This is a genomic window from Streptomyces sp. NRRL S-378 (assembly GCF_000720645.1).
Taxonomy (GTDB): Bacteria; Actinomycetota; Actinomycetes; order Streptomycetales; family Streptomycetaceae; genus Streptomyces.
On the sequence record NZ_JOBX01000055.1, the window covers coordinates 23694 to 45945 of the forward strand.

Annotated in this window: 16 protein-coding genes; 8 read left to right on the forward strand and 8 right to left on the reverse strand. The window is 73.9% G+C overall.

The window, feature by feature from the left end; all coding sequences use genetic code 11:
• Positions 1–42: 42 nt before the first annotated feature.
• Entirely contained in the window at positions 43–4770 is a 4728-nt protein-coding gene (locus IH80_RS0129785; protein ID WP_030964623.1) for a hypothetical protein, read from the forward strand.
• Positions 4771–4902: 132 nt separating this feature from the next.
• Here the strand turns inward: IH80_RS0129785 and IH80_RS0129790 are convergent, their stop codons facing one another.
• The gene (locus tag IH80_RS0129790; protein WP_051810121.1) at positions 4903–5337 is read right to left on the reverse strand and encodes a hypothetical protein; all 435 of its coding nucleotides are present in this window, start codon (positions 5335–5337) and stop codon (positions 4903–4905) included.
• Between the two features lie 384 nt (positions 5338–5721).
• On the opposite strand from IH80_RS0129790, the gene IH80_RS0129795 reads away from it, so the two are divergent.
• From IH80_RS0129795 to IH80_RS0129810, 4 genes are read left to right on the forward strand one after another with little or no spacing between them, the layout of a single operon-like run.
• Positions 5722–8559, forward strand: coding sequence for a nitrate- and nitrite sensing domain-containing protein (locus IH80_RS0129795; protein WP_030964625.1), 2838 nt, complete (start codon positions 5722–5724; stop codon positions 8557–8559).
• Positions 8556–8993, forward strand: coding sequence for a roadblock/LC7 domain-containing protein (locus tag IH80_RS0129800; protein ID WP_030964627.1), 438 nt, complete (start codon positions 8556–8558; stop codon positions 8991–8993). Before IH80_RS0129795 ends, IH80_RS0129800 begins: the two co-directional genes overlap by 4 nt.
• Positions 8994–9048: 55 nt before the next feature.
• Positions 9049–9450, forward strand: a complete 402-nt coding sequence (locus tag IH80_RS0129805; protein WP_030964628.1) for a DUF742 domain-containing protein — start codon at positions 9049–9051, stop codon at positions 9448–9450.
• On the forward strand, positions 9431–10057 hold the full coding sequence (locus IH80_RS0129810) for a GTP-binding protein (protein ID WP_030964629.1): 627 nt from the start codon (positions 9431–9433) through the stop codon (positions 10055–10057). Before IH80_RS0129805 ends, IH80_RS0129810 begins: the two co-directional genes overlap by 20 nt.
• Before the next feature lie 184 nt (positions 10058–10241).
• Here IH80_RS0129810 and IH80_RS0129815 read toward each other — a convergent pair whose 3' ends face one another.
• The 4 genes from IH80_RS0129815 to IH80_RS0129830 form a co-directional block, all read right to left on the reverse strand.
• On the reverse strand, positions 10242–11432 hold the full coding sequence (locus IH80_RS0129815) for a lipid-transfer protein (RefSeq protein WP_030964631.1): 1191 nt from the start codon (positions 11430–11432) through the stop codon (positions 10242–10244).
• Positions 11429–11887 (reverse strand): Zn-ribbon domain-containing OB-fold protein, encoded by a 459-nt coding sequence (locus IH80_RS0129820; protein ID WP_234432427.1) that lies wholly within the window; start codon positions 11885–11887, stop codon positions 11429–11431. Before IH80_RS0129820 ends, IH80_RS0129815 begins: the two co-directional genes overlap by 4 nt.
• A gap of 70 nt (positions 11888–11957) precedes the next feature.
• Positions 11958–12296: a DUF962 domain-containing protein gene (locus tag IH80_RS0129825; protein ID WP_030964633.1), complete on the reverse strand. Its 339-nt coding sequence runs from the start codon at positions 12294–12296 to the stop codon at positions 11958–11960.
• 13 nt (positions 12297–12309) lie between these two features.
• Positions 12310–12990, reverse strand: coding sequence for a M15 family metallopeptidase (locus tag IH80_RS0129830; RefSeq protein ID WP_234432428.1), 681 nt, complete (start codon positions 12988–12990; stop codon positions 12310–12312).
• Between the two features lie 29 nt (positions 12991–13019).
• Between IH80_RS0129830 and IH80_RS0129835 the strand changes: the two genes are divergently transcribed.
• Positions 13020–13532 carry an NUDIX domain-containing protein gene (locus IH80_RS0129835; RefSeq protein WP_030964636.1) on the forward strand — a complete coding sequence of 171 codons (513 nt, stop codon included), beginning with the start codon at positions 13020–13022 and terminating at the stop codon, positions 13530–13532.
• Positions 13533–13658: 126 nt separating this feature from the next.
• Here the strand turns inward: IH80_RS0129835 and IH80_RS0129840 are convergent, their stop codons facing one another.
• On the reverse strand, positions 13659–16055 hold the full coding sequence (locus IH80_RS0129840) for a glycoside hydrolase family 31 protein (RefSeq protein ID WP_420708878.1): 2397 nt from the start codon (positions 16053–16055) through the stop codon (positions 13659–13661).
• A 469-nt stretch (positions 16056–16524) separates the two neighbouring features.
• Here IH80_RS0129840 and IH80_RS0129845 point away from each other — a divergent pair, with 469 nt between their 5' ends.
• Positions 16525–18507 (forward strand): acetoacetate--CoA ligase, encoded by a 1983-nt coding sequence (locus tag IH80_RS0129845; RefSeq protein WP_030964639.1) that lies wholly within the window; start codon positions 16525–16527, stop codon positions 18505–18507.
• A 94-nt stretch (positions 18508–18601) separates the two neighbouring features.
• Positions 18602–19522 carry a hypothetical protein gene (locus tag IH80_RS0129850; RefSeq protein WP_030964640.1) on the forward strand — a complete coding sequence of 307 codons (921 nt, stop codon included), beginning with the start codon at positions 18602–18604 and terminating at the stop codon, positions 19520–19522.
• Positions 19523–19581: 59 nt separating this feature from the next.
• Here IH80_RS0129850 and ptsP read toward each other — a convergent pair whose 3' ends face one another.
• Positions 19582–21252, reverse strand: a complete 1671-nt coding sequence (gene ptsP / locus IH80_RS0129855; protein WP_030964641.1) for a phosphoenolpyruvate--protein phosphotransferase — start codon at positions 21250–21252, stop codon at positions 19582–19584.
• 74 nt (positions 21253–21326) lie between these two features.
• Positions 21327–21776, reverse strand: a complete 450-nt coding sequence (locus tag IH80_RS0129860) for a PTS sugar transporter subunit IIA (protein WP_030964644.1) — start codon at positions 21774–21776, stop codon at positions 21327–21329.
• Between the last annotated feature and the right edge of the window lie 476 nt (positions 21777–22252).

The following is a 22252-nucleotide window of genomic DNA, read 5'->3' on the forward strand; positions in this document are numbered from 1 at the left end:
GTAGACCTGCCTCACACCCAGACACCACGAGAGTCCGCCGCCATGTACGAGCTGTCCCGGATCCGCCTCTACTCCATCGGGCCCGCCGGCGCACGCTACGCCGACACCGTGCTCGACCTGCGCGGAGTCGGCGAGCCGGTGCCCCACCCGGCGCCGACCCAGGCGGAGTTCTTCGAGGAGGAGCCGACCGGGCCGCCGCGCCGCCCCGCGCCCGCCGGGGTGCTCTTCCTCGAGAACGGCGGCGGCAAGTCCGTCCTGCTCAAGCTGATCTTCTCGGTGATGCTCCCCGGCCACCGCAACACCCTCGGCGGCGCCAGCTCCGGCGTCCTGCGCAAGTTCCTGCTCGCCGACGACTGCGGACACGTGGCCCTGGAGTGGCAGCACACCCAGACCGGCGAGTGCGTGGTCGTCGGCAAGGTCAGCGAATGGCGCGGCCGCCAGGTCTCCAACGACCCCCGCAAGTTCGCCGAGGCCTGGTACTCCTTCCGCCCCGGCCCCGGCCTGAGCCTCGACAGCCTGCCCGTCGCCGAGTCCACCGCCGTGCGCCCGCCCGTCGAGGGCGCCTCCGGCGCGCAGGGCCGCCGCCGCACGATGAAGGGCTTCCGTGACGCGCTCACCGAGGCGGGCAAGGCGTACCCGCACCTGGAGGTGTACTTCGAGGAGATCCACGACCGCTGGAACGAGCACCTCACCGAGCTCGGCCTCGACCCCGAACTCTTCCGCTACCAGCGCGAGATGAACGCCGACGAGGGCGAGGCGGCCGGCCTCTTCGCGGTCAAGAAGGACTCCGACTTCACCGACCTGCTGCTGCGCGCCGTCACCGACACCCGTGACACGGACGGCCTCGCCGACCTCGTCCACGGCTTCGGCAACAAGCTCGGCCGCCGCGCCGAGCTCATGGCCGAACGCGACTTCACCGCAGGCTCCGTGGACCTCCTCACCAAGATCGTCGAAGCGGCCGCCACCCGCTCCCGGCTGCGCGACGTCCACGCGGGCGCCGAGCGCCGCACGCGCACCCTGGCCCGCCGGCTGTCCGCCCGTGCCGCCGAGGAACGCGGCCGGGCCGCCGATCTCGCCCAGCGCGTCACCGCCGCGGCCCACGACGTCACCGCCGCCGAGGCCGCCCGTACCCGCAGCGCGGCCGTCTCCGCCGAACTGGCCTACCGGCACGCCTCCCTGGCCCTGACCGTCGCCGACAGGGCCGCCGCCGCCCAGCGCCGCGAACTCCTCGAGGCCCGCACCCTGCACTCCGCCTGGCAGGCAGCCGAGACCGTGCTGCGCCACCGCGCCGCCGCCGACCGCTCCGCCCGCGTCGCCGCCGCGATCCGGGAGGCCGAGCGGGACGCCGCCCCGGCGCTGGCCGCCCGCGCCACGGCCGCCGGCGAGCTCGTGCGGGCCCTGCACACCGCCGCCGAGGACGGCGAGCGGCTCGCCAACGAGGAGGAGGAGCGCTCCGCCGCCCTCCAGGCCACCGGTGAGGACGCCCACCGCGACGCCACCGCCGCCGCCACGGCCGCCCAGCGGGCCCGCAGTGAGGCCGAACACCTCAGGACCAGGCTCAGCGAGGTCCAGCAGGAGACCGCCGAGGCCGTCCGCGCCGGCTGGCTCGACGACTCCGCGCCCGACGCCGACCCGGCCCGGGCCGCCCTCGCCGCCGCCGACGCGGAGAAGGCCGCCGTGGCCGCCTGGGACGAGTCCCGCGAGGTCGCCCGCGCCGCCGCCGAGGCAGCCCGTGAGGCCGCCGCAGCGGAATCCCGGGCGGAGCTGACCGCCGCCCGCGCCGCGGACGCCGCCGAAGCGGCGGAGGCCGCCCACGACGCCGAGCACCGCGCCGCCGCCTCGCTCGCCGCGTCCCCGCGGCTGGCCGAACTCCTCGGGCTGCCGGCGGCCGCGGACACCGCGGACGTGTCGGTCCCCTCGCCCCGTACGGGCGACGGCACCCCCGGCCAGGCCGCCGCGGCCCCGGGCACCCCCGGCGGCCCGCACGGCGAGGCGCAGGGTGCCGGACGTGCCGCCCTGGCCACCGCCGTCGGTCTGCTCACCGCCGAGGACCTCGACCGTGGCGCCGAGGACCTGCGCGAACTGCTGTCCGAAGGCGTCGCCTCGGCCGAGCGCCAGCTGTTCGAGCTGCGCACCGCCGCCGCCGACGACGCCCGCATCCTCGGCGCGCTCGGCGACGGCGGCCTGCTGCCGCCCGGCCCGGACGTCCTCGCCACCGTCGAGTACCTCGGCGAACACGGCATCCCCGCACTCCCCGGCTGGCGCTACCTCGCCCAGGCCGTGGACCCCGCCGACCACGCCGCCGTCCTCGCGGCCCGCCCCGAACTCGTCGATGGCGTCGTCATCACCGACCCCGACACCCACGGCCGGGCCCGCGAGGTCCTCTCCGGCGCCGCCCTGCTGCCCCGCTCCACCGTCGCCGTGGGCACCGCCGCCGCCCTGCTCGCCCCCGTACCCCCGGCCGGCCCCGACGACGCCGTCTCCGGGATCTTCATCGTCACGCCGAACCCGGCCATGCACGACGAGCTCGCCGCCGACGAGGAGCGTCAGGCGCTGCGCACCCGCGCCGCCGCCCGCGACACCGAGATCCGCGACCTCGCCGCCCGCCTCGCGGGCGACCGCGAGCTCTCCGCCCGCCTCGCCTCCTGGCGCACCGGCTGCCCGCCCGGCCGCCTCACCGAGCTCGCCGAACAGGCCGCGGCCGCCCGGATGTTCGCCGAGGAGACCGACGCCGAGCTTGCGGAGGCCCGTACCGTACGCGCCGAGGCCGACGAGGCCGCCGCCGACGCCGCCCGTGTCCGCGAGGAGCGCCAGGACACCGCCCAGCGCGCCCGCCGCGCCGCCGACGCCCTCGCGGGCCTCGCCTTCCGCCTGCGCGAGCGGGCCGGCTGGCAGGCCCGCGTACGCGAACTCGCCGACGAGGCAGCGGAGTCCGAGGCCCGCGCCGAGGTCTGCCTGGACCGGGCCCGCGCGGCCGACGAGGACCGCCGGGCCGCGCAGCGCGCCGCCGACGACGCCCGGCGCACCGCCCGCGCCCTGCGGGCCGAACGCGCCGAGATCGCCGGCGCCCCCGACCAGCTGCCCGACGCCGCCGACGGCCCGCGCGTGCCGCTGCCCGACCTCCGCGAGGCCTACCGCGCCGCGTCCCAGCTCTACGAGAAGGTCGGCGTCGGCGCCGACCTGCGTGCCGAACAGGCCCGCGCCGAGAGCGACGAGAGCGCCGCCCTCGCCGAACTCGACCGCCTCACCAACAAGGTCCGCACCCGCGCCGCCCAGCTCCTGGAGGGCACCGACGGCGCCGACGGCCCGTCCCGCCAGGCCGCGGCCGCGCGCGCCGAGTCCCTCGTGCAGATGCTGGAGACCCGGGCGTCAGCCGCCAGCGAGCAGCTCGGCCGGCTGCGCGGCGAGGCCGAACGGCACGCCCCCGCCGAGGGCGAGGCACACACCGAGCTGCCCGAGGAGCTGGTCCCCGGGGACGTCGACGAGGCCCAGGCCCTGCTGCGTACGGCCACCGCCCAGCTCGCCGCCCACACCGCGGCCGTCGAGGCCGCCCGCGCCGCCCACACCGACCTGCTGCGCGCCCACCGCACCGCCGAGGACGGCGCCGGAGGCTTCGACGAGACTGCGGCGCTCCTGCGGGACCTGCTGCGGGACCACACCCACCAGGACGACGAGCAGGAGCCGGTGGCCCACCCCGGCACCCTGGAGGAGGCCCGCCAGTCGGCCACCGAGGCCCGCCGGTCGCTGCGCGGCTGCGCCGCCGACCTGTCGGCCGCCGAGTCCGCGGTGCGCGAAGCGAGCGACATCCTGGTCCGGCACGCCAACGCCACCCGCTACGAGCAGGTACGCACCCCCGCGCGCCAGCAGATCCGGGAACTGCCCGCCTCCGCGCTGCCCGAGCACGCGGCGGCCTGGGCGGCGGCCTTCGCCCCCCGGCTGCGCGTCCTCACCGACGAGCTGGCCCAGCTGGAGCGCAACCGCGACAGCATCGTCGACCGGCTGCGCGGCCTGGTCGAATCCGCCCTGGCCACCCTCCGCTCCGCGCAGCGCCTCTCCCAGCTCCCCGAAGGCCTCGGCGAATGGTCCGGGCAGGAGTTCCTGCGGATCCGCTTCGAGGAGCCCGACCAGGCCACCCTCACGGAGCGGCTCGGCGAGGTCATCGACGAGGCGACCCGTACGGCCGTGAAGAAGAACAGCAGCGCCTCCTTCGGCGAGGGCCGCCGCGACGGCATGTCCCTGCTGCTGAGGGGCGTCCAGGCGGCCCTCGAACCCAAGGGGATCTCCGTGGAGATCCTCAAGCCGGACGCGGTACTGCGCGCCGAACGGGTGCCGGTGGGGCAGATGGGCGACGTGTTCTCCGGCGGGCAGCTGCTGACGGCCGCGATCGCGCTCTACTGCACGATGGCGGCGCTGCGCAGCAACGACCGGGGCCGCGACAAGCACCGGCACGCGGGCACGCTGTTCCTCGACAACCCGATCGGCCGCGCCAACGCCACCTACCTGCTGGAGCTCCAGCGGGCCGTTTCGGACGCACTCGGCGTCCAGCTGCTCTACACGACCGGACTGTTCGACACGACCGCCCTCGCCGAGTTCCCGCTGGTGATCCGCCTGCGCAACGACGCGGACCTGCGGGCGGGCCTGAAGTACATCAGCGTCGAGGAGCACCTGCGCCCGGGCCTGCCGCAGCAGTCCCCGGAGGAGGAGACCATCCACGGCGAGATCACGGCCACCCGGATGTTCCGCCGCAGCGCCGCCGCCCCGACCGCCTGACGCCCCCCGCGCGCCCGGCCCCCGGCATGCCCGGGACCGAGGCCCGCCGTGTGCCCGGGCCCGGGCACACGGCGCGCTCCCGAGTCCCTCCGGCGCGGGCCCGACGGGTCCCGTCCGGCCTTCGGAGTGCGGTCAGTTCCGGCCGAACCCCGCGAGGGGCCCGTCCTCGCGGACTATTCGGGCCGGGCCCGTGCGCTTGCGCGCCGCCCGTGCGGCCTTGGCCGCCCGGCGGGCCTCACGACGGCGCAGCCGCGCCGTGCTGCTCGGCTCCGACACGACCCCGTACCGCTGGTTCCACGTCTGCCGGGTGATCCACACGTCCAGCACGGCCCAGGTGGCCACGATGGTCGCGGCGACCGCGCCGAGCACCATCGGGAAGGCCAGCCAGGAACCGGTCAGGCTCAGGAAGAACGTGATCGTCGCCTGGGTCAGGGTCACGGCCACCACCAGCACCGCCCGGACCGCCGAGACCCGCACCGGGTCAGGCATCCGGCGCCGGCGGGCCGGCTCCTCCACCCACAGGCCGCGCCTCGCCGCACGGGCGCCGCCGCCCTCGTCACTGCTCATGGTCCGCTCACTCCCCACCCGCGGTCCGCCATGCCTACCCCCACACGTCTACCCCGACGTGCTCCTCGTACTGACAGACGTCCGACGGCGCCGGGAGATTCCCGGACACCGGATGCCCCACAGGTCCCGGAGATCGCGGAACGAATAATTCCAGCCATCCATCAGGATGCGGGAACTGACGCCCCACCAAGTGTCATCTGCCACATATCGGGCCTGACTTGACCGGAAGTATCGGACAACTGGTGATCTTCGTCCAGGGGTCAGGCCGAAAACGTCCGGACACGCCTTCGAACCTTCCCCCCAGCAGTAGTAGGCTCACGCCGTTTAAATGACGGAACACCGACCCCCGGCAACGGGGTTGACCTGGGGGAGGCTGGGGAGGCCATGCGCTTTCGCGGGAAGTCCATCCGCCGGAAGATCGTGGCGTTGCTCCTTGTGCCGCTCGTCTCCCTGACCGCCCTCTGGGGCTTCGCCACGTTCATCACGGGCCGTCAGGCGCTGCAACTCTTCGACGTGGCCTACGTCATCGACAAGGTCGGCTACCCGATCGAGGACGTCGCCCGCGTCATCCAGAAGGAGCGGCGCCAGACCCTCGTCGTCCTCGGCGACCCCCGCGCCGCGGCCGCCACCGCCGAACTCGCCAAGCGCCGCACCGAGACCGACCAGGCCGTCGAGAAGATCAGCGTGAGCGCCCGCGACCCCAAGGTCGTCGACGAGCTCAGCCCGCAGAGCGCCCAGCGCCTGCGCTCGATCGTCTCCGCCTTCCACGGCATCGGCTCCATGCGCCGCTCCGTCGACCAGAACGCCCTCGACCCCGGCCAGGCCCTGGAGCTCTACAACCGGCTGGTCGACCCCTGCTACGACTTCCTGATGAACCTCCACGGCCTGGACAACGTCGAGGTCGACAAGGAGGGCCGCGCCCTCGTCGGTATCAGCCGCGCCCGGGAGCTGCTCTCCCGCGAGGACGCGGTCATCGCCTCCGCCCTGGCCGCGCGCAACATCACCGCCGGCGACGTCCGCCGCGTCTCCGACTTCGCCGCCAACCGTTCGCTGCTCTACGAGTTCAACCTCGTGACCCTCCCCGCCGACGACCGGGAGCGTTTCGAGCAGTACTGGAAGGACCCCCAGACCCTGCCGCTGCGCGACGCCGAGGAACGCTTCATCTCCGGCGGCGTGGTCAACAAGCCGCGCAACCTCACCGCCGCCCAGTGGGACGAGGCGTCCGCCAAGGTCCTCGACGACCTGGCGAGCATGAACACCGACGCCGGCGACCGCTACCAGCGGCGCATCGAGCCCGTGGCCGCGGACGTCATGATCCAGGCCGCAGGCGCCGGCATCCTCGGCCTCTTCGCCCTGATCGTGTCCCTCGTCCTCTCCGTGCGCATCGGCCGCGACCTGGTCCGCGACCTCTCCCGGCTGCGCAAGGAGGCCCATGAGGCTTCCGGCGTCCGCCTGCCCAGCGTCATGCGCCGCCTCGCCGCGGGCGAGCACGTGGACGTCGAGACCGAGGCGCCCCACCTCGAATACGAGAAGGACGAGGTCGGCCAGGTCGGCCAGGCACTCAACACCCTCCAGCGCGCCGCCGTCGAGGCCGCCGTCAAGCAGGCCGACCTGCGGCGCGGCGTCTCCGAGGTGTTCGTCAACCTCGCCCGACGCAACCAGGTCCTGCTGCACCGCCAGCTGACCCTCCTCGACACGATGGAGCGCCGCACCGAGGACACCGAGGAGCTCGCCGACCTCTTCCGCCTCGACCACATGACCACCCGCATGCGCCGCCACGCCGAGGGTCTGGTGATCCTCTCCGGAGCCGCCCCCTCCCGCCAGTGGCGCAAGCCCGTCCAGCTCATGGACGTCGTACGGGCAGCCGTCGCCGAGGTCGAGGACTACGAGCGCATAGAGGTGCGCCGCCTCACCCGCCTGGGCATCGTCGGTCCCGCCGTCGCCGACGTCACCCACCTCATCGCCGAACTCCTGGAGAACGCCACCGTCTTCTCGCCCCCGCACACCGCGGTCCAGGTGCACGGCGAACGCGTCGCCAACGGCTTCACCCTGGAGATCCACGACCGCGGCCTCGGCATGACGCCGGAGGCGCTCCTCGACGCGAACCTCCGCCTCGCCGAGACCCCCGAGTTCGAGCTTTCCGACACCGACCGCCTCGGCCTGTTCGTCGTCAGCCGCCTCGCACAGCGCCACAGCGTCAAGGTCGTCCTCCAGCCCAGCCCGTACGGGGGCACCACCGCGGTGGTCTTCCTCCCGTCGGCCCTGCTGACCGACGCCCCCGAGACCAGCGGTACCGGCGTGCGGCTGGACGGGCCCCGGCCCGGCAAGACCGGCAGGGCCGCGAAGGCCGGCCAGATCGGCCGCACGCACTCCGAGCGGCCGGTGACCTCCACCGGGGAGCGCGCCGCCGCAGGCCGCCCGCTGGCCACCGCCGAACTGCGCGGCCCGGTCGAGCTGGAGGCCCCGCTCGCCGGCCGCGGCCTGGACGGCCTGGACACGCTCGACGACCCGGCCGCCCTGGGTGACGAACCGGCCGTCATCACGGGCCGCCCCGGCGCCGGCCGCCCGGCCATGGCGACCCTCGACGACGAGACCCCGCCGAACGGCACCCCGCGCAGCGCCCTGCTGGGCCTGCGCCCGGCGGACCGTCCGCACACCGACCGGCACACCGAACGCAACGGCGCCCGGGGCGGTGCCCGCAACGGCACCCGCCCGGGCGAGCGCGACCGCGAACGCGAGCCGCTCGCCCCGACCGGACCGGTCCGGCTGGACACCCAGCGGCTGGAGGCGCCCCGTCCCGACGGCCCCCGCGGAGCGGGGGCCGTGCCGCTGCCGCGCCGGCGTCCCACGCCGACCCTGGTCGCCGAACACGGCCGCCGGGTGGACCCCCGGCCGGTCTCCGCGGTCCCGCAGAACGCCCCCGCGGCCGGATCCGACGACTCGGAACCCGCCGCAGGCCCGGACACCGGCGGGCTGCCCCGCCGGATCCGCCAGGCCAGCCTGGCCCCCCAGCTCAAGAAGTCCGCGTCGTCCGCGCCCGCCGAAGCCGCCCCCGACCAGGTGGCAGACCGCGACGCGGAGGACGTACGCACGCGCATGTCCGCACTCCAGCGTGGCTGGACGGCGGGCCGCAACCGGCACGCACAGCAGCAGTCCGAGACCGAGGCGGGCACATCCTCCGCAGGCGGTCCCGCGAACGAGAACGAAGGGGACGGTCGATGACCGCACCGCAGACCGGCAACGACAGCAGGGGCCGCGGCTCCGGCCCGCTCAACTGGCTCCTCGACGAGCTCGTCGACCGGGTCGGGTCCATCCGCAAGGCGGTGGTCCTCTCCGGCGACGGCCTGCCCACGGGCAGCTCCAAGGACCTGACCCGCGAGGACAGCGAGCACCTGGCGGCGGTCGCCTCCGGGTTCCACAGCCTGGCCAAGGGCGTCGGCCGGCACTTCGACTCCGGCCGGGTCCGCCAGACGGTCGTCGAGCTCGACGAGGCCTTCCTCTTCGTCATGGCCGCGGGCGACGGCAGCTGCCTGGCCGTACTGGCCGACGCCGACTCCGACGTCGGGCAGGTCGCGTACGAGATGACGCTGATGGTCAAGCGGGTGGGGGACCACCTGGCGACCGCCCCGCGCACCGGGCTGCCAGCCGGAGGGTGAGTCGGAAGGCATGAGCGACCCAGGCCAGGACCATCTCGCCGACGCTCCCGTCGGCATGCCCTTCGACCCGTCCGCCTTAGACCACGCGCACTGGTTCGACGACGACGCGGGTCCCGTCGTACGCCCCTACGCCATGACCCGCGGCCGGACCAGCCACGCCGGCCAGCACCGCCTCGACCTGATCGCCCTCGTCGTCGCCGAACCGGCGGCGGACGATCCGGTCTGGGACATGACCCTCTCCCCGGAACACGCCCACATCCTCGGGCTGTGCCGGGAACGGCCCCAGTCGGTCGCCGAACTCGCGGCCGACCTCGACCTCGCGGTCGGGGTCGTGCGCGTCCTGATCGGCGACCTGGTCGATGAGGAACTGGTCCACGTGACCAGGCCGGTACCCCCGGCAGAACTGCCCGATGAATCCATTCTGCGTGAGGTGATCGATGGCCTTCGGGCGCTTTAGCCGCACCGGTGCCATGCACGCGGTGTCGCCGGTCGAGCCGCTGACCTTGAAGATCCTGGTCGCGGGCGGCTTCGGGGTGGGCAAGACCACCCTGGTCAGCGCGGTCAGCGAGATCAGACCGCTCCGGACCGAGGAACGGCTCTCCGAGCCCGGCGTCGGCGTCGACGACACCGGGGGAGTGGAGGGCAAGAGCACCACCACCGTGGCCATGGACTTCGGGCGCATCACGCTCCGCGAGGACCTGGTGCTGTACCTGTTCGGCACGCCCGGACAGGACCGCTTCTGGTTCCTGTGGGACGAGCTGGCCCAGGGCTCCCTGGGCGCGGTGGTCCTCGCGGACACCCGCCGCCTGGCCGACTGCTTCGCCGCCATCGACTACTTCGAGCGGCGCGAGATCCCGTTCGTGGTGGCGGTCAACTGCTTCGACGGAGCCGACCGCCACCCCGTGGTGACCGTACGGACGGCCCTCGACCTCGACCCCGGGGTGCCGGTGCTGCTGTGCGACGCACGGGACCGGGAGTCCGTGAAGGACGTGCTGGTGGGGGTCGTGGAGCACGCCATGTCCCTGGCGCGCGAGCGGCGCCGGAGCCTGTCCGCGGGAGCCTGATCCGGGGAAGGACCCGGGAGCCTGATCCGGGGACGGATGCACGGGCGCGACCCGTACCCCCGCCGACTGGGGTACGGGCCGCAGCTCTCACGGGGGGTTCACCGTCCCGGTCGCGGCGCGGGACTGTGGAGCGAGTGTGAACCTGCCGCCCGGGGCCGTCAAGCGTTGTGACGGCACGAGCTGCTCAGCGCACCGCGACCACGGCCGAACCGTGCCCGAACAGCCCCTGGTTGGCGGTGATCCCCGCCCGTGCGCCGGGCACCTGCCGCTCCCCGGCCGTACCGCGCAACTGCCACGTCAGCTCGCACACCTGCGCAATGGCCTGGGCCGGGACGGCTTCCCCGAACGAGGCCAGCCCGCCACTGGTGTTGACGGGGATCCGCCCCCCCAGGGCCGTCGCGCCCTCCCGCAACAGCTTCGCCCCCTCGCCCTCGGCACACAGCCCGATGTCCTCGTACCACTCCAGTTCCAGGGCGGTGGACAGGTCGTACACCTCGGCGAGCGAGAGGTCCTGCGGCCCCAGCCCGGCCTCCTCGTAGGCGGCGCGCGCGATCGAGGACCGGAAGGATCCGGCCACCGGTTCCACGGCCGTCGTCGAGTCGGTGGCGATGTCCGGCAGGTCCAGCACCGTCCTCGGATAGGCGGGCGTCACCGTCGACACGGCCCGGATCCGCACCGGATCGGCCACCCCGCGCGAGCGCGCGAAGTCCATGCTGGTCAGCACCAGTGCCGCGCCCCCGTCGGAGGTCGCGCAGATGTCGAGCAACCGGAGCGGATCGGCGACCACCGCGGAGGCGGCGACCTCCTCGGCGGTGACGGCCGTGCGGTAGCGGGCGTGCGGGTTCAACCGCCCCGCCGCCGCGTTCTTCACCTTCACCCGGGCGAAGTCCTCCAGGGTGTCCCCGTGCACCGCCATCCGGCGACGGGCGTACAGCGCGAAGTACGCCGGGTTGGTCGCACCCAGCACCCGGAACCGCAGCCAGTCCGGATCGTCCGGCCGGTCACCGCCGGCCGGTGCGAAGAACCCCTTGGGCGCCGCGTCCGCTCCGACCACGAGCACCACGTCGGCCAGCCCCGCCAGGATCTGCGCGCGGGCCGTCCCGATCGCCTGCGCCCCGGACGCACAGGCCGCGTACACGCTGGTCACCCGGGCGCCCTGCCAGCCGAGGGCCCGGGCGAAGGTGGCTCCGGCCACGTAGCCGGGGTAGCCGGAGCGCACGGTGTCGGCGCCGACGACCGACCCCACGTCCGTCCAGTCCAGTCCGGCGTCCGCGAGCGCCGCCCGCGCCGCGGTCCGGCCGTACTCGACGAAGCTGCGGCCCCATTTGCCCCACGGGTGCATGCCCGCCCCCAGGACGGCGACGTCGGCGCTCACGAGGTTCCTCCGACGGGCCTGAACTGCCAGGTCACCCAGGTCGTTTCGGCGTCCTCGTGCAGCACGCCGCCCACCACCTCGACCTCCGTGCCCACCGCCAGGTCGGCGACCCCGATCCCGGGTGCGGCCTGCCCCAGCACGACCATCCCCTCGGCCTCCAGCTCCACCGCGACCAGGGTGTACGGCTCCCAGGGCTCGGCCGGGTCGGACACGTACGGCGCGGGCGGCCGGTAGCGCCCGTCGGTGCAGGACCAGACGCGGCCCCGGGGCGAGAGCGGTACCTCGGCGAGTTCCCCGCCGCCGGGGCACCGCGGGTTGCGGCAGTAGGTGTCCTCGCGGGGGAAGAACACCGCGGTGCAGGCCGAGCACCTGGTGCCGAGCAGCCGGAAGCCGCCCCCGCCCGGCGCGTCCTCGGTGAACCACCCGCTCACGACGGGTGTGCGTGTGCGTGCCAAGACCCCTCCCATGCCGAAGAGCTGACGCATCGTCAGAAGATAGGAGTCTGCCACGGCCGGCCGGCCCGGGTCACCGGTTCTCGGCGAGCCACTTCCGGGCGATCTCGTCCAGCTCCGCGTCCCGCCCGGCCAGCATCATCCGGATCATCTGCGCGTCCCCGCGCAGCGACCACGCCGGATGCCCGAACGTGGCCGGATTGTTCCCCTCGATGAGGAAGTGCGCCGGCCAGGCGGTCCCGTACCCGATGAGGGGAAGGGCGGCGAGGTACCGCCTGCGGCCCCGCGCCACCCCGTAGGCGGTCAGCGCCAGACCGGTGAGCGTGCCGGTGAGATGCACCCAGCGGGTGGCGGCCCGGGAGTGCATCGCGACGTAGTACGGCCAGAATTCCTCGTACGAGCTGAAAGTCATGCGGGCAAGGTACTCACGGCCGGACCTCGGCGACAGCGACGGGAAAGTCGAAATACGTGTCCGGGTACGCCTCCGGCCTGTAGGTGAAGTGCCACCACTCCTCGGGAAGGTTCACGAACCCCTGCGCGCCCAGCACGCGCTTCAGCACCTGCCGGTTGGCGCGGGCGGCGCCCGTCACCCGCGGATCGTCCGTGTGCGACAGCGGATCGAAGAAGTCGAAAGCCGTCCCCATGTCGACCTCCCGGCCCGAGAGTTCCTCCAGCGTCACGTCGACCGTGCTCCCACGGCTGTGCCCGGACCTCTCCGCGATGTACCCGTCGGCGATCAGCCGGCCGCGCTCCACCCGCGGATAGAACTCCGCCTTGCGCGCCAGGTCCTGCGGCCCGTCCTCCTCCCGCGCCCACCGCACGAACCGGTCCACCGCCCGCTGCGGCCGGTAGCAGTCGTACACCCGCAGCGAGTAGCCCCGCCGCAGCAGCACCCGCTGGGCCCGCCGCAGCGCCTCCGCGGCCGGGCGGGCCAGCAGGCACTCCGGCTCCTCGTACCCGTCGACCACCGCGCCGGTGAAGTTCCGCTCACCCGCGTACCGCATGTCCTGCCGGATGCTCGGATCCACCTCCCGCAGCGCAGTGAACCCCGGCGGCGCCGCGGCCCCGCCCGCCAGCACCCCGACCAGCCCCGCAACAGCCGTCATCCGCATACCCCTTGGCATACCATCACGGCATGCCGGCACACCTGAGGGACTCGCACTGCTCCACCTGCGGAGCGCCGTACGGCGGTACGACCACCTGGCCCCGCACCTGCCCGTCGTGCGGTGCCACCGCCTATCGCAACCCCCTCCCCGTGGCCGTCACCCTCCTGCCCGTCGAGGATGCGGACGGCACCGGCCTGGTGGTCATCACCCGCACCATCGAACCGGCCCTCGGCGGAATCGCCCTCCCCGGCGGCTTCATCGACTTCGGTGAGGACTGGCGCGACGCCGTCGTCCGCGAGCTGCGCGAGGAGACCGGCATCACCGCCTCCGCCGCGGACGTCACCCTGGCCGACGCCCTGAGTTCCCCGGCCGGCCACCTCCTCCTCTTCGGCCTCCTCCCGCCGCGCCCCGCGGACACCCTCCCCGCCTCGGAGCCGACGGACGAAACCACGGGCTGGCACGTCCTGCGCGCCCCCACGGCCCTGGCCTTCCCCCTCCACACCCGAGCGGCGACCTCCTGGTTCGCCGGCCACTACACCTGAGTCTCCAGCCCAGGAGACGTCCGGGCCGTCGGGCCACCACCCCTCCGCCGGCGTTCGAGGCGTGGGGTTTCGGGGCGGAGCCCCGTTCCTGAAGCCGCAGCCGCCCGCCCGCACCGTTCCGCTCCGCTACAGCCCCCGCACCACCACGCCCGCCACCGGCGCCCCCGCCTCGTCCTCCACCACCACCGCGTCCCCGGCCCACCGCGAGGTGTACCGCTCGACCCGGCCCGCCCCGAAACCCGGCCCCGGGTCCCGCACCACCACCCCGCCGCCCGTACGACCCCGAGCCGGCGCCCAGACCTCCAGCTCCACCCCGCCGCCCGTCGCGGACCGCACCGGCAGGAGCGCACCCGCCCGCGCCAGCACCGGGATCCGGCCCTGCGGCGCGTCCAGCAGGATCTGGCCCGGCCCCTCGTACGCCGCTCCCGTCGCCGTGTCGTACCACCGGCCCCGTGGCAGCCGTACCGCCCGCCGGTCCGCCCCGCGCTCCAGCACCGGCGCGACCAGCAGCGCGTCACCCAGCAGGAACGCGTCCTCGCAGTCCCGCAACCGCCGGTCCTCCGGCGCGCCCCACCACACCGGCCGCACGTACGGGGCCCCGGTCCGGCGCGCCATGTGGGCGAGCGTCACGAAGTACGGCCGCAGCCGCTCCCGCTCCGCCATCACCGCCCGCGCCTGCTCCTCCACCTCCGGCCCGAACTCCCACGGCTCCCGCCGCCCCGCCCAGATCGCCGAATGCGTGCGGAACAACGGCAGGTACGCGCCCAGTTGCAGCCACCGCACGTACAACTCCGGCGACGGCGAACCGCCGAACCCGCCCACGTCCGGCCCCGAGTACGGCACCCCGCACAGCCCCAGCCCGATCACCAGCGCCAGTGAGGCCCGCAGCCCCTCCCAGCTGGTCTCCACATCACCCGACCAGGTGCCCCCGTACCGCTGCATCCCCGCCCAGCCCGACCGGGAGAACAGGAACGGCCGCTCCGTGGGCCGCAGCCGGACCAGGCCCTCCCATCCCGCCCGCGCCATCCCCAGCGCGTACACGTTGTGCCCCTCCCGATGGTCACCGCCCGCCCCGTCCATCGCGTGCCGCGCCGACCGCGGCAACGTGGTGTCCCCGAACGCCGCGAAGGACACCGGCTCGTTCATGTCGTGCCAGAAACCGGAGAAGCCCTGCCCGAGCCGCTCCTCGTACAGTCCGCCCCACCACTCCCGGACCTCCGGATCCGTGAAGTCCGGATAGACGCACTCGCCCGGCCACACCTCCCCGCGCACCTCCCGCCCGCGCGCGTCCCGCACGAAGGCGCCCCCCGACCCCACCGTCAGCCCGGCCGCGTGCAGCGCGTCACCCGCCTTGACCGCCGGGTCCACGATCGACACGAGCCGCACCCCCTGTTCACGCAACTCCCGTGCCAGCCCCGGCAGATCCGGAAACCGCTCCTCGTCCACGGTGAACACTCGGTGCCCGTCGTAGTGGTCGATGTCCAGGTGTACGGCCGACAGCGCGAGCCCGCGCGCCGCGTACCCCGCGACCACCCGACGCACCTCCGCCGCACTCCCGAACCCCCACCGCGCGTGCTGGTATCCCAGCGCCCACTCGGGCGGCACCGCCGCCCCGCCCGTCAGCCCCGACCAGCCCTGGAGCACCCGGGCCGGCGTCCCCACCAGCACCCAGCACCGCAGCGGCCCGCCCTCCATGCGCAGGTCGCTCGCCCCGGGACGGTCCGGCCCCGACCCGACGCCCTCCTCGCCCTCGCGCAGCACCACCCGGCCGTCCCAGCAGTTGTCGTGGAAGACCAGGTGGGTCCCCGCGTCCGCCACGACCATCTGCACCGGCATGGTGAGGTAGAGCGGATCGACGCCCGGCCCGAAGCCCCCCTTCGGGTCCGTGTTCCAGAGCCGGTACGCCCCGTCGCGCAGCCGCGGCCCCGCGGCCCGCCCGCCCAGCCCGAAGAACCGCGCGTCCGCCGGCACCTCACTCCGCACCCCCCACCGCCCCCCGAACCCGACCGGCCCCATCGGCCCCACCCCAAGGCCGGCCGCTGCCCCCGTCCCGCCGGAGCCCGACGCCGTCCCACCGGAACCCGCCCCCGACCCGGCGGAACCCGCCCTCGTCCCACGCGTGGCCGCCCCTGCCGCACCGGAGAGGGCCTCCGGCCCGACGGAGCCCGTTCCTGTCCCGTCAGGCCCGCCCGTCCCGGGCCGGTCCGAGCCCGCCACCCCCGCGGGACGGCTCCCGGCCGAGCGGGCGTCGTCAGCGGCCTCCCTGGCCAGGGGCACCGGTGCCGGTTCCCACCACCGCGGCGGTGACTCCCGCCGCAGCATCGTCCCGCCAGGGGTGCGCACCTCCAGCGCCCCGTACCGGGACACGGCCACCGTCACCCGCTCCGAAACCACTCGCCAGCCGCCCCCGGTGTCCGGTTCCAGCACGGCCCGCAGGTCCGGTTCCGGCCCGCTCCCCACCACCGCGTACGAGGGCGTCGCCCCGGCCCCGTCCCAGGCCCAGAACACCACCCCGCCCGCCATCACCCGCACCACCAGCTCCGAGCGCGCGAACCGCAGCACGCCCCCGCCCGGTCGGGCCTCCGTACCGATCAGCAGCCCCGGCACCCGCGCCCGTTCCGCGCCCCGGCGCGGGAGCCCCACCGCGTCCGCGCGGCGCCGGCGCAAGGCCGAGAGCCAGGCCCGCCGACCGCGCTCCGTACCGATGTCCTTCACCGCACGCACCAGATCACGACCGTCCATGCCGCTCACCCTGCCACCGGCCCCCGGCCGAGGGGACGGCGTTCAACTGCCGTTCACCCAGCGGCGGCGTCCTCCGCCGGTCACCCGACCGGCCAGGCCGGCCCTGGTGCAGCCGTCGATCACATGGCATCGTCCCTGTGAGCCGCCGCGCGCCCACCCCCGCGCGATGGCACCGTACGCACACGTACACGTACGTACCACCGCACACGCACACGAAGCGCGAGCCGCAGACTTGACCGGGAGCCGACCCATGACCTCAGCCACCCAGCCGGAACCCCTCTGGGCGCCGGGCCCCGACCGGATCGCCGCGGCCCGGATCACCGCCTTCCAGGCCTGGGCCGCGGCACGCTTCGGAGCCCCCGCGGACGGCGGCTACCCCGCCCTGCACCGTTGGTCCGTCGACGAGCTCGACACCTTCTGGCAGGCCGTCGCCGAATGGTTCGACGTCCGCTTCACCACCCCGTACGAGTCCGTCCTCGCCGACCGCTCCATGCCCGGCGCCCAGTGGTTCACCGGAGCCACCCTCAACTACGCCGAGCACGCCCTGCGCGCCGCCGAGGACCCGGCCCGCGCCGACGACCCCGCCCTGCTGTACGTGGACGAGACCCACGAGCCCGTCCCCGTCACCTGGGCCGAACTCCGCCGCCGGGTCGGCTCCCTCGCAGCCGAGCTGCGCGCTCTCGGCGTACGCCCCGGCGACCGGGTCAGCGGCTACCTCCCCAACATCCCCGAGGCGGCCGTGGCCCTCCTCGCCACCGCCGCGGTCGGCGGCGTGTGGACCTCCTGCGCCCCCGACTTCGGCGCCCGCAGCGTCCTCGACCGCTTCCAGCAGGTCGAGCCGGTCGTCCTGTTCACCGTGGACGGGTACCGCTACGGCGGCAAGGAGCACGACCGCCGCGAAGCCGTCGCCGAGCTCCGCGCCGAGCTCCCCTCCCTGCGCGCGGTCGTCCACATCCCGCTCCTCGGCACGCCCGCCCCCGAAGGCGCCCTCGGGTGGTCGGCGCTCACCGCGGCGGACACCGAGCCCGTCTTCGAGCCGGTCCCCTTCGACCACCCGCTCTGGGTGCTCTACTCCTCCGGCACGACCGGTCTGCCCAAGGCCATCGTCCAGTCCCAGGGCGGCATCCTCCTCGAACACCTCAAGCAGCTCGGCCTGCACTGCGACCTCGGCCCGGAGGACCGGTTCTTCTGGTACACCTCCACCGGCTGGATGATGTGGAACTTCCTCGTCTCCGGACTCCTCACCGGCACGACGGTCGTCCTCTACGACGGCAGCCCCGGCTACCCGGACACGGGCGCGCAGTGGCGCATCGCCGAGCGCACCCGCGCCACGCTCTACGGCACCTCGGCCGCCTACGTCATGGCCTGCCGCAAGGCCGAGGTCCACCCGTCCCGCGATTTCGACCTCTCCGCGGTGAAGTGCGTGGCGACCACCGGTTCCCCTCTTCCGCCCGACGGCTTCCGCTGGCTCCACGACGAGGTTGCCGAAGACCTGTGGATCGCCTCCGTCAGCGGCGGCACCGACGTCTGCAGCTGCTTCGCGGGCGCCGTCCCCACCCTGCCCGTCCACATCGGGGAGCTCCAGGCGGCCTGCCTCGGCACGGACCTCCAGTCCTGGGACCCGTCGGGCAAGCCGGTCGTCGGCGAGGTGGGCGAACTCGTCGTCACCAACCCCATGCCGTCGATGCCGATCCACTTCTGGAACGACCCTGACGGCAGCCGCTACCGCGACAGCTACTTCGAGATGTTCCCGGGCGTCTGGCGCCACGGCGACTGGATCACGATCACCGACCACGGTTCGGTGATCATCCACGGCCGTTCTGACTCCACGCTCAACCGCCAGGGCGTCCGGATGGGCTCCGCCGACATCTACGAGGCCGTAGAGAGGCTCCCGGAGATCAAGGAGTCCCTGGTCATCGGCCTGGAGGAGCCGAACGGGGGCTACTGGATGCCGCTCTTCGTCCACCTGGCCCCCGGCGCTGCCCTGGACGACGACCTGCGCGCCCGGATCAAGGCGACGATCCGCGAGGAACTCTCCCCGCGCCACGTGCCCGACGAGATCATCGAGGTGCCGGCGATCCCGCACACCCTCACCGGCAAGCGGATCGAGGTGCCGGTCAAGCGGCTCCTGCAGGGCACGCCGCTGGCGAAGGCGGTCAACCCGGGGTCCGTCGACAACATCGACCTCCTCGGCTTCTACGAGGAACTGGCCCGCACCCGCACCCGCGGCTGAGGTCCGCCACCGCTCCTGTCACTGTCAGTGGCGCTGGTTACGCTGAGTGAGCAAACGGTCGCACTCACGTGATCGCACTCAGGGGGAGCCAGCCATGCCACGCAAGAACGACACCGGTACCCACCGGACCCGCAGCACCCACCGGCGCCGCGCGCTGCGTCGCGAGGTCCCCGGCACCGTCGGCCTCCTGGCCGACGCCGGGGACTTCGCGGCCATGTGCGGCTACCGCACCTTCGGCTTCGACCGCCAGGCCGACTACGCCGACTACCTCCACCACGTCGACGGCCTGCTCCGGTCCTTCGCGGCCCGGGGCATCCACACCACCGTGGCGCTCTTCGACCCCGACGAGTACGCCGAGTACTGCGGGGAACACGGCCTGGACCCGGACACCTCCGAGACGCGCACCCGCTTCATCGCCGAACTCGCCGGCAGCGGGACCGTCCTGCCCTACACCGGCCAGCCCATCGACGAACTCGTGCCGCTCCTCGTCGACGAGGCCGTCCGCCAGGCCACCTGGGAGTACGCCACCGGGGTCCTCGCCGGAATGGGCCGGTGCGCCGACTGCGGCGAGGACATCGGCCACGCCTCCTTCGACCGCGCCACCGACGCGCTGAAACGCCTCCTGGCCGGCGCAGGACCCGGCCACCACCATTTCGTCTGCAGCGTCCCGACCGAGGACGAGCAGCTCGTCGCCGTCCTGCACGCCGACACCACCGGCGACCCGGACGCACCGCCGCGCATCGACGGCCGCGAGAGCCTCGACTTCGTGACGGTCCTCGCCGCGGGCCTCGCCCTCGGCGGCCCCGGGGGACTCGTCGTACGCAGCACCACCGAGGGCCATCGCGACCGCGTCCACGGCTGGCGCCTGGACCGCGGACGGCTCACGGCCCTCTCGGCGGCCGCCGTATTCAATGCGTACTGCACCGACGCCGACACCGGAGACCTCGTCGCCCCCGAACCGGGCGTCGAATACTGCCCGGGTTACGAGGTCGACGACCCCGGCCCCCACCACTGAGAAGCCCGAGGGGCCCCCGCCACCGGCGAGGGCCCCTCGTTCCGCACGACACCGTCCGGCTACTCGCCGGAGAGCACCGCCTGGGCGGCCACGCGGGCCTCCTCGGCGCTGTCCGCCGCACGGGCCGCCGCCGCGGCCCGCTCGCACTGCGCCAGCGTGTGCTTGGCGAGCGTCGCCCGGACGTACGGGATCGACGCGGCGCCCATCGACAGGGAGGTGACACCCAGACCGGTCAGTACGCAGGCCAGCAGCGGGTCGGAGGCGGCCTCGCCGCAGACACCGCAGCTCTTGCCCTCCGCCTTGGCCGCCTCGGCCGCCATCGCGATCAGGTCGAGCAGCGCGGGCTGCCACGGGTCCTGGAGCCGGGAGACGGCGCCGACCTGCCGGTCGGCGGCGAAGGCGTACTGCGCCAGGTCGTTGGTGCCCAGCGAGAGGAACTCGACCTCCTGGAGGATCGAGCGCGCACGGAGCGCGGCGGAGGGGATCTCCACCATCGCGCCGAACTTCGCCTGGAGTCCGGCCTCGCGGCAGGCGTCGGCGAAGGCCTTCGCATCGGCGCGGTCGGCCACCATCGGGGCCATGACCTCGAGATGGACCGGCAGACCCTGCGCAGCCTTCGCCAGCGCGGTGAGCTGCGTGCGCAGCACCTCCGGGTGGTCCAGGAGCGTGCGCAGCCCGCGCACGCCCAGAGCGGGGTTCGGCTCGTCGGCCGGTGTCAGGAAGTCCAGCGGCTTGTCGGCACCCGCGTCGAGCACACGCACGACGACACGTCCCTCGGGGAAGGCTTCGAGCACCTTGCGGTAGGACTCGATCTGCTTCTCCTCGGACGGAGCCTTCTTGCTGTCGTCCAGGAAGAGGAACTCCGTACGGAACAGGCCCACGCCCTCGGCCCCGGCCTCGACGGCGGCCGGCACGTCCGCGGGACCGCCGACGTTGGCCAGCAGCGGCACTTTGTGACCGTCGGAGGTCGCACCGGGACCGGACGAAGCGGCCAGCGCCGCCTTGCGCTCGGCGGCCGCAGCCTCCAGCTCGGCCCGCTTCTCCGCGGACGGGTCGACGAACAGGTCACCCGTGCTGCCGTCCACGGCGATCATGGTGCCCTCGGCGATCTCGCCGGCACCCGGCAGGGCAACGATCGCCGGCACGCCCAGGGCGCGCGCGAGGATCGCGCTGTGGCTGGTCGGCCCGCCTTCCTCGGTCACGAAGCCGAGGACGAGGGCCGGGTCGAGCAGGGCGGTGTCGGCGGGCGCCAGGTCCCGCGCGATCAGCACGTACGGCTCGTCGCTGTCGGGCACACCCGGCATCGGCACGCCGAGCAGCCGCGCCACGATCCGGTTGCGCACGTCGTCCAGGTCGGCCACCCGGCCGGCCATGTACTCGCCGGCTCCCGCGAGCAGGTCGCGGTAGGCGGCGAAGGCGTCGTACACACCGCGCTCGGCGGTGCTGCCGACGGCGATCCGCCGGTCGACGTCCGCCATCAGCTCGGGGTCCTCGGCGATCATCGCCTGGGCCTCGAGCACGTGCTGGGCCTCGCCACCGGCCAGCTGGCCACGCGCGATCAGGTCGGCCGCCACGGCTTTCACGGCCTGGCGGGCGCGCCCCTGTTCGCGCGCCGCCTCATCGGCGGTGATCTGCCTGGCCGGCGGTTCGAGGACCGCCGTGCCCATGTGCCGCACCTCGCCGATCGCCACCCCGTGGCTCACGCCGACGCCTCGCAGCGTTGTCTCCATTTCACCCGTCTCCGATTGGGCGGCGGCCCCGGCCGCCGCGGTGGATGTCCGTCACGCCCGTGCGGGCGGAAGGCTCACTGCCAGCTGAAGAGCGTGTCGTCAGCCTTCACGTCGCCGGACTCGACGAGGTCGGACAGCGAGTCGGCGGTCGCCTCGAGTGCCACGACGGGGCAGATCGGGGATTTGCCGAGCTCCTCGACGGCAGCGGGGTTCCAACGGATGACCGCCTGGCCGCGGGTCACGGTGTCGCCCTTGTTGACGAGCAGCTCGAAGCCCTCGCCGTTGAGCTGGACGGTGTCGATGCCGAGGTGCGTGAGTACGCCGTGGCCCTCGCCGTCGACGACTACGTACGCGTGCGGGTGCAGGGAGACGACAACACCGTCGACGGGGGACACCGCCTCCGAGGGCTCGCGCACCGGATCGATGGCGGTGCCCGGGCCCACCATTGCGCCGGAGAACACCGGATCCGGCACTGCCGCGAGTCCGATGGCGCGACCTGCAAGTGGGGACGTCACGCTGGTCATGAGGGGCCTCCCAGGGGTGGGGCTCTTGGTTTCGCCGTCACTGACTGTCGCGAACGGCGTACTCTTCAGAAGGATAAGTCACTAGATGTTCGGGTTAGTCCGATGTAGGACCCGATCCGGACTGGTCCCTTCGGCACGGAGACTAGTGGACTAGACCGGTGGACTAGACCATACGCCTGAATCGATTTGCTTGGGCACCCCCCGGCCTGTACTGTCGTGACTCCCGCCAGGATGCCCCGCGTGAACATCTCGCGAACGGCAGCTGGACGGGAAACCTCCTCTTCAGCTTCGAACTCGATCTCCACCGCTCCTTCGTATGCCCTTTCGGGAATGCAGCGAGTGGTCGGGGAGACGGAAATCCACTGATAGAGTCGGGGTCGCCGGAAAGGGAAACGCGAAAGCGGAAACCTGGAAAGCGCCGAGGAAATCGGACATGAAAGAGTCTGATAGAGTCGGAAACGCAAGACAGCAGAACG

Excerpts from the sequence above, each read along its gene's own strand:
- IH80_RS0129785 (WP_030964623.1), top strand. The coding sequence starts at position 43 with ATGTACGAGCTGTCCCGGATCCGCCTCTACTCCATCGGGCCCGCCGGC.
- IH80_RS0129790 (WP_051810121.1), bottom strand. The coding sequence starts at position 5,337 with ATGAGCAGTGACGAGGGCGGCGGCGCCCGTGCGGCGAGGCGCGGCCTG.
- IH80_RS0129795 (WP_030964625.1), top strand. The coding sequence starts at position 5,722 with ATGCGCTTTCGCGGGAAGTCCATCCGCCGGAAGATCGTGGCGTTGCTC.
- IH80_RS0129800 (WP_030964627.1), top strand. The coding sequence starts at position 8,556 with ATGACCGCACCGCAGACCGGCAACGACAGCAGGGGCCGCGGCTCCGGC.
- IH80_RS0129805 (WP_030964628.1), top strand. The coding sequence starts at position 9,049 with ATGCCCTTCGACCCGTCCGCCTTAGACCACGCGCACTGGTTCGACGAC.
- IH80_RS0129810 (WP_030964629.1), top strand. The coding sequence starts at position 9,431 with ATGGCCTTCGGGCGCTTTAGCCGCACCGGTGCCATGCACGCGGTGTCG.
- IH80_RS0129825 (WP_030964633.1), bottom strand. The coding sequence starts at position 12,296 with ATGACTTTCAGCTCGTACGAGGAATTCTGGCCGTACTACGTCGCGATG.
- IH80_RS0129830 (WP_234432428.1), bottom strand. The coding sequence starts at position 12,990 with ATGACGGCTGTTGCGGGGCTGGTCGGGGTGCTGGCGGGCGGGGCCGCG.
- IH80_RS0129835 (WP_030964636.1), top strand. The coding sequence starts at position 13,020 with ATGCCGGCACACCTGAGGGACTCGCACTGCTCCACCTGCGGAGCGCCG.
- IH80_RS0129840 (WP_420708878.1), bottom strand. The coding sequence starts at position 16,055 with ATGGCGGGCGGGGTGGTGTTCTGGGCCTGGGACGGGGCCGGGGCGACG.
- IH80_RS0129845 (WP_030964639.1), top strand. The coding sequence starts at position 16,525 with ATGACCTCAGCCACCCAGCCGGAACCCCTCTGGGCGCCGGGCCCCGAC.
- IH80_RS0129850 (WP_030964640.1), top strand. The coding sequence starts at position 18,602 with ATGCCACGCAAGAACGACACCGGTACCCACCGGACCCGCAGCACCCAC.
- ptsP (WP_030964641.1), bottom strand. The coding sequence starts at position 21,252 with ATGGAGACAACGCTGCGAGGCGTCGGCGTGAGCCACGGGGTGGCGATC.
- IH80_RS0129860 (WP_030964644.1), bottom strand. The coding sequence starts at position 21,776 with ATGACCAGCGTGACGTCCCCACTTGCAGGTCGCGCCATCGGACTCGCG.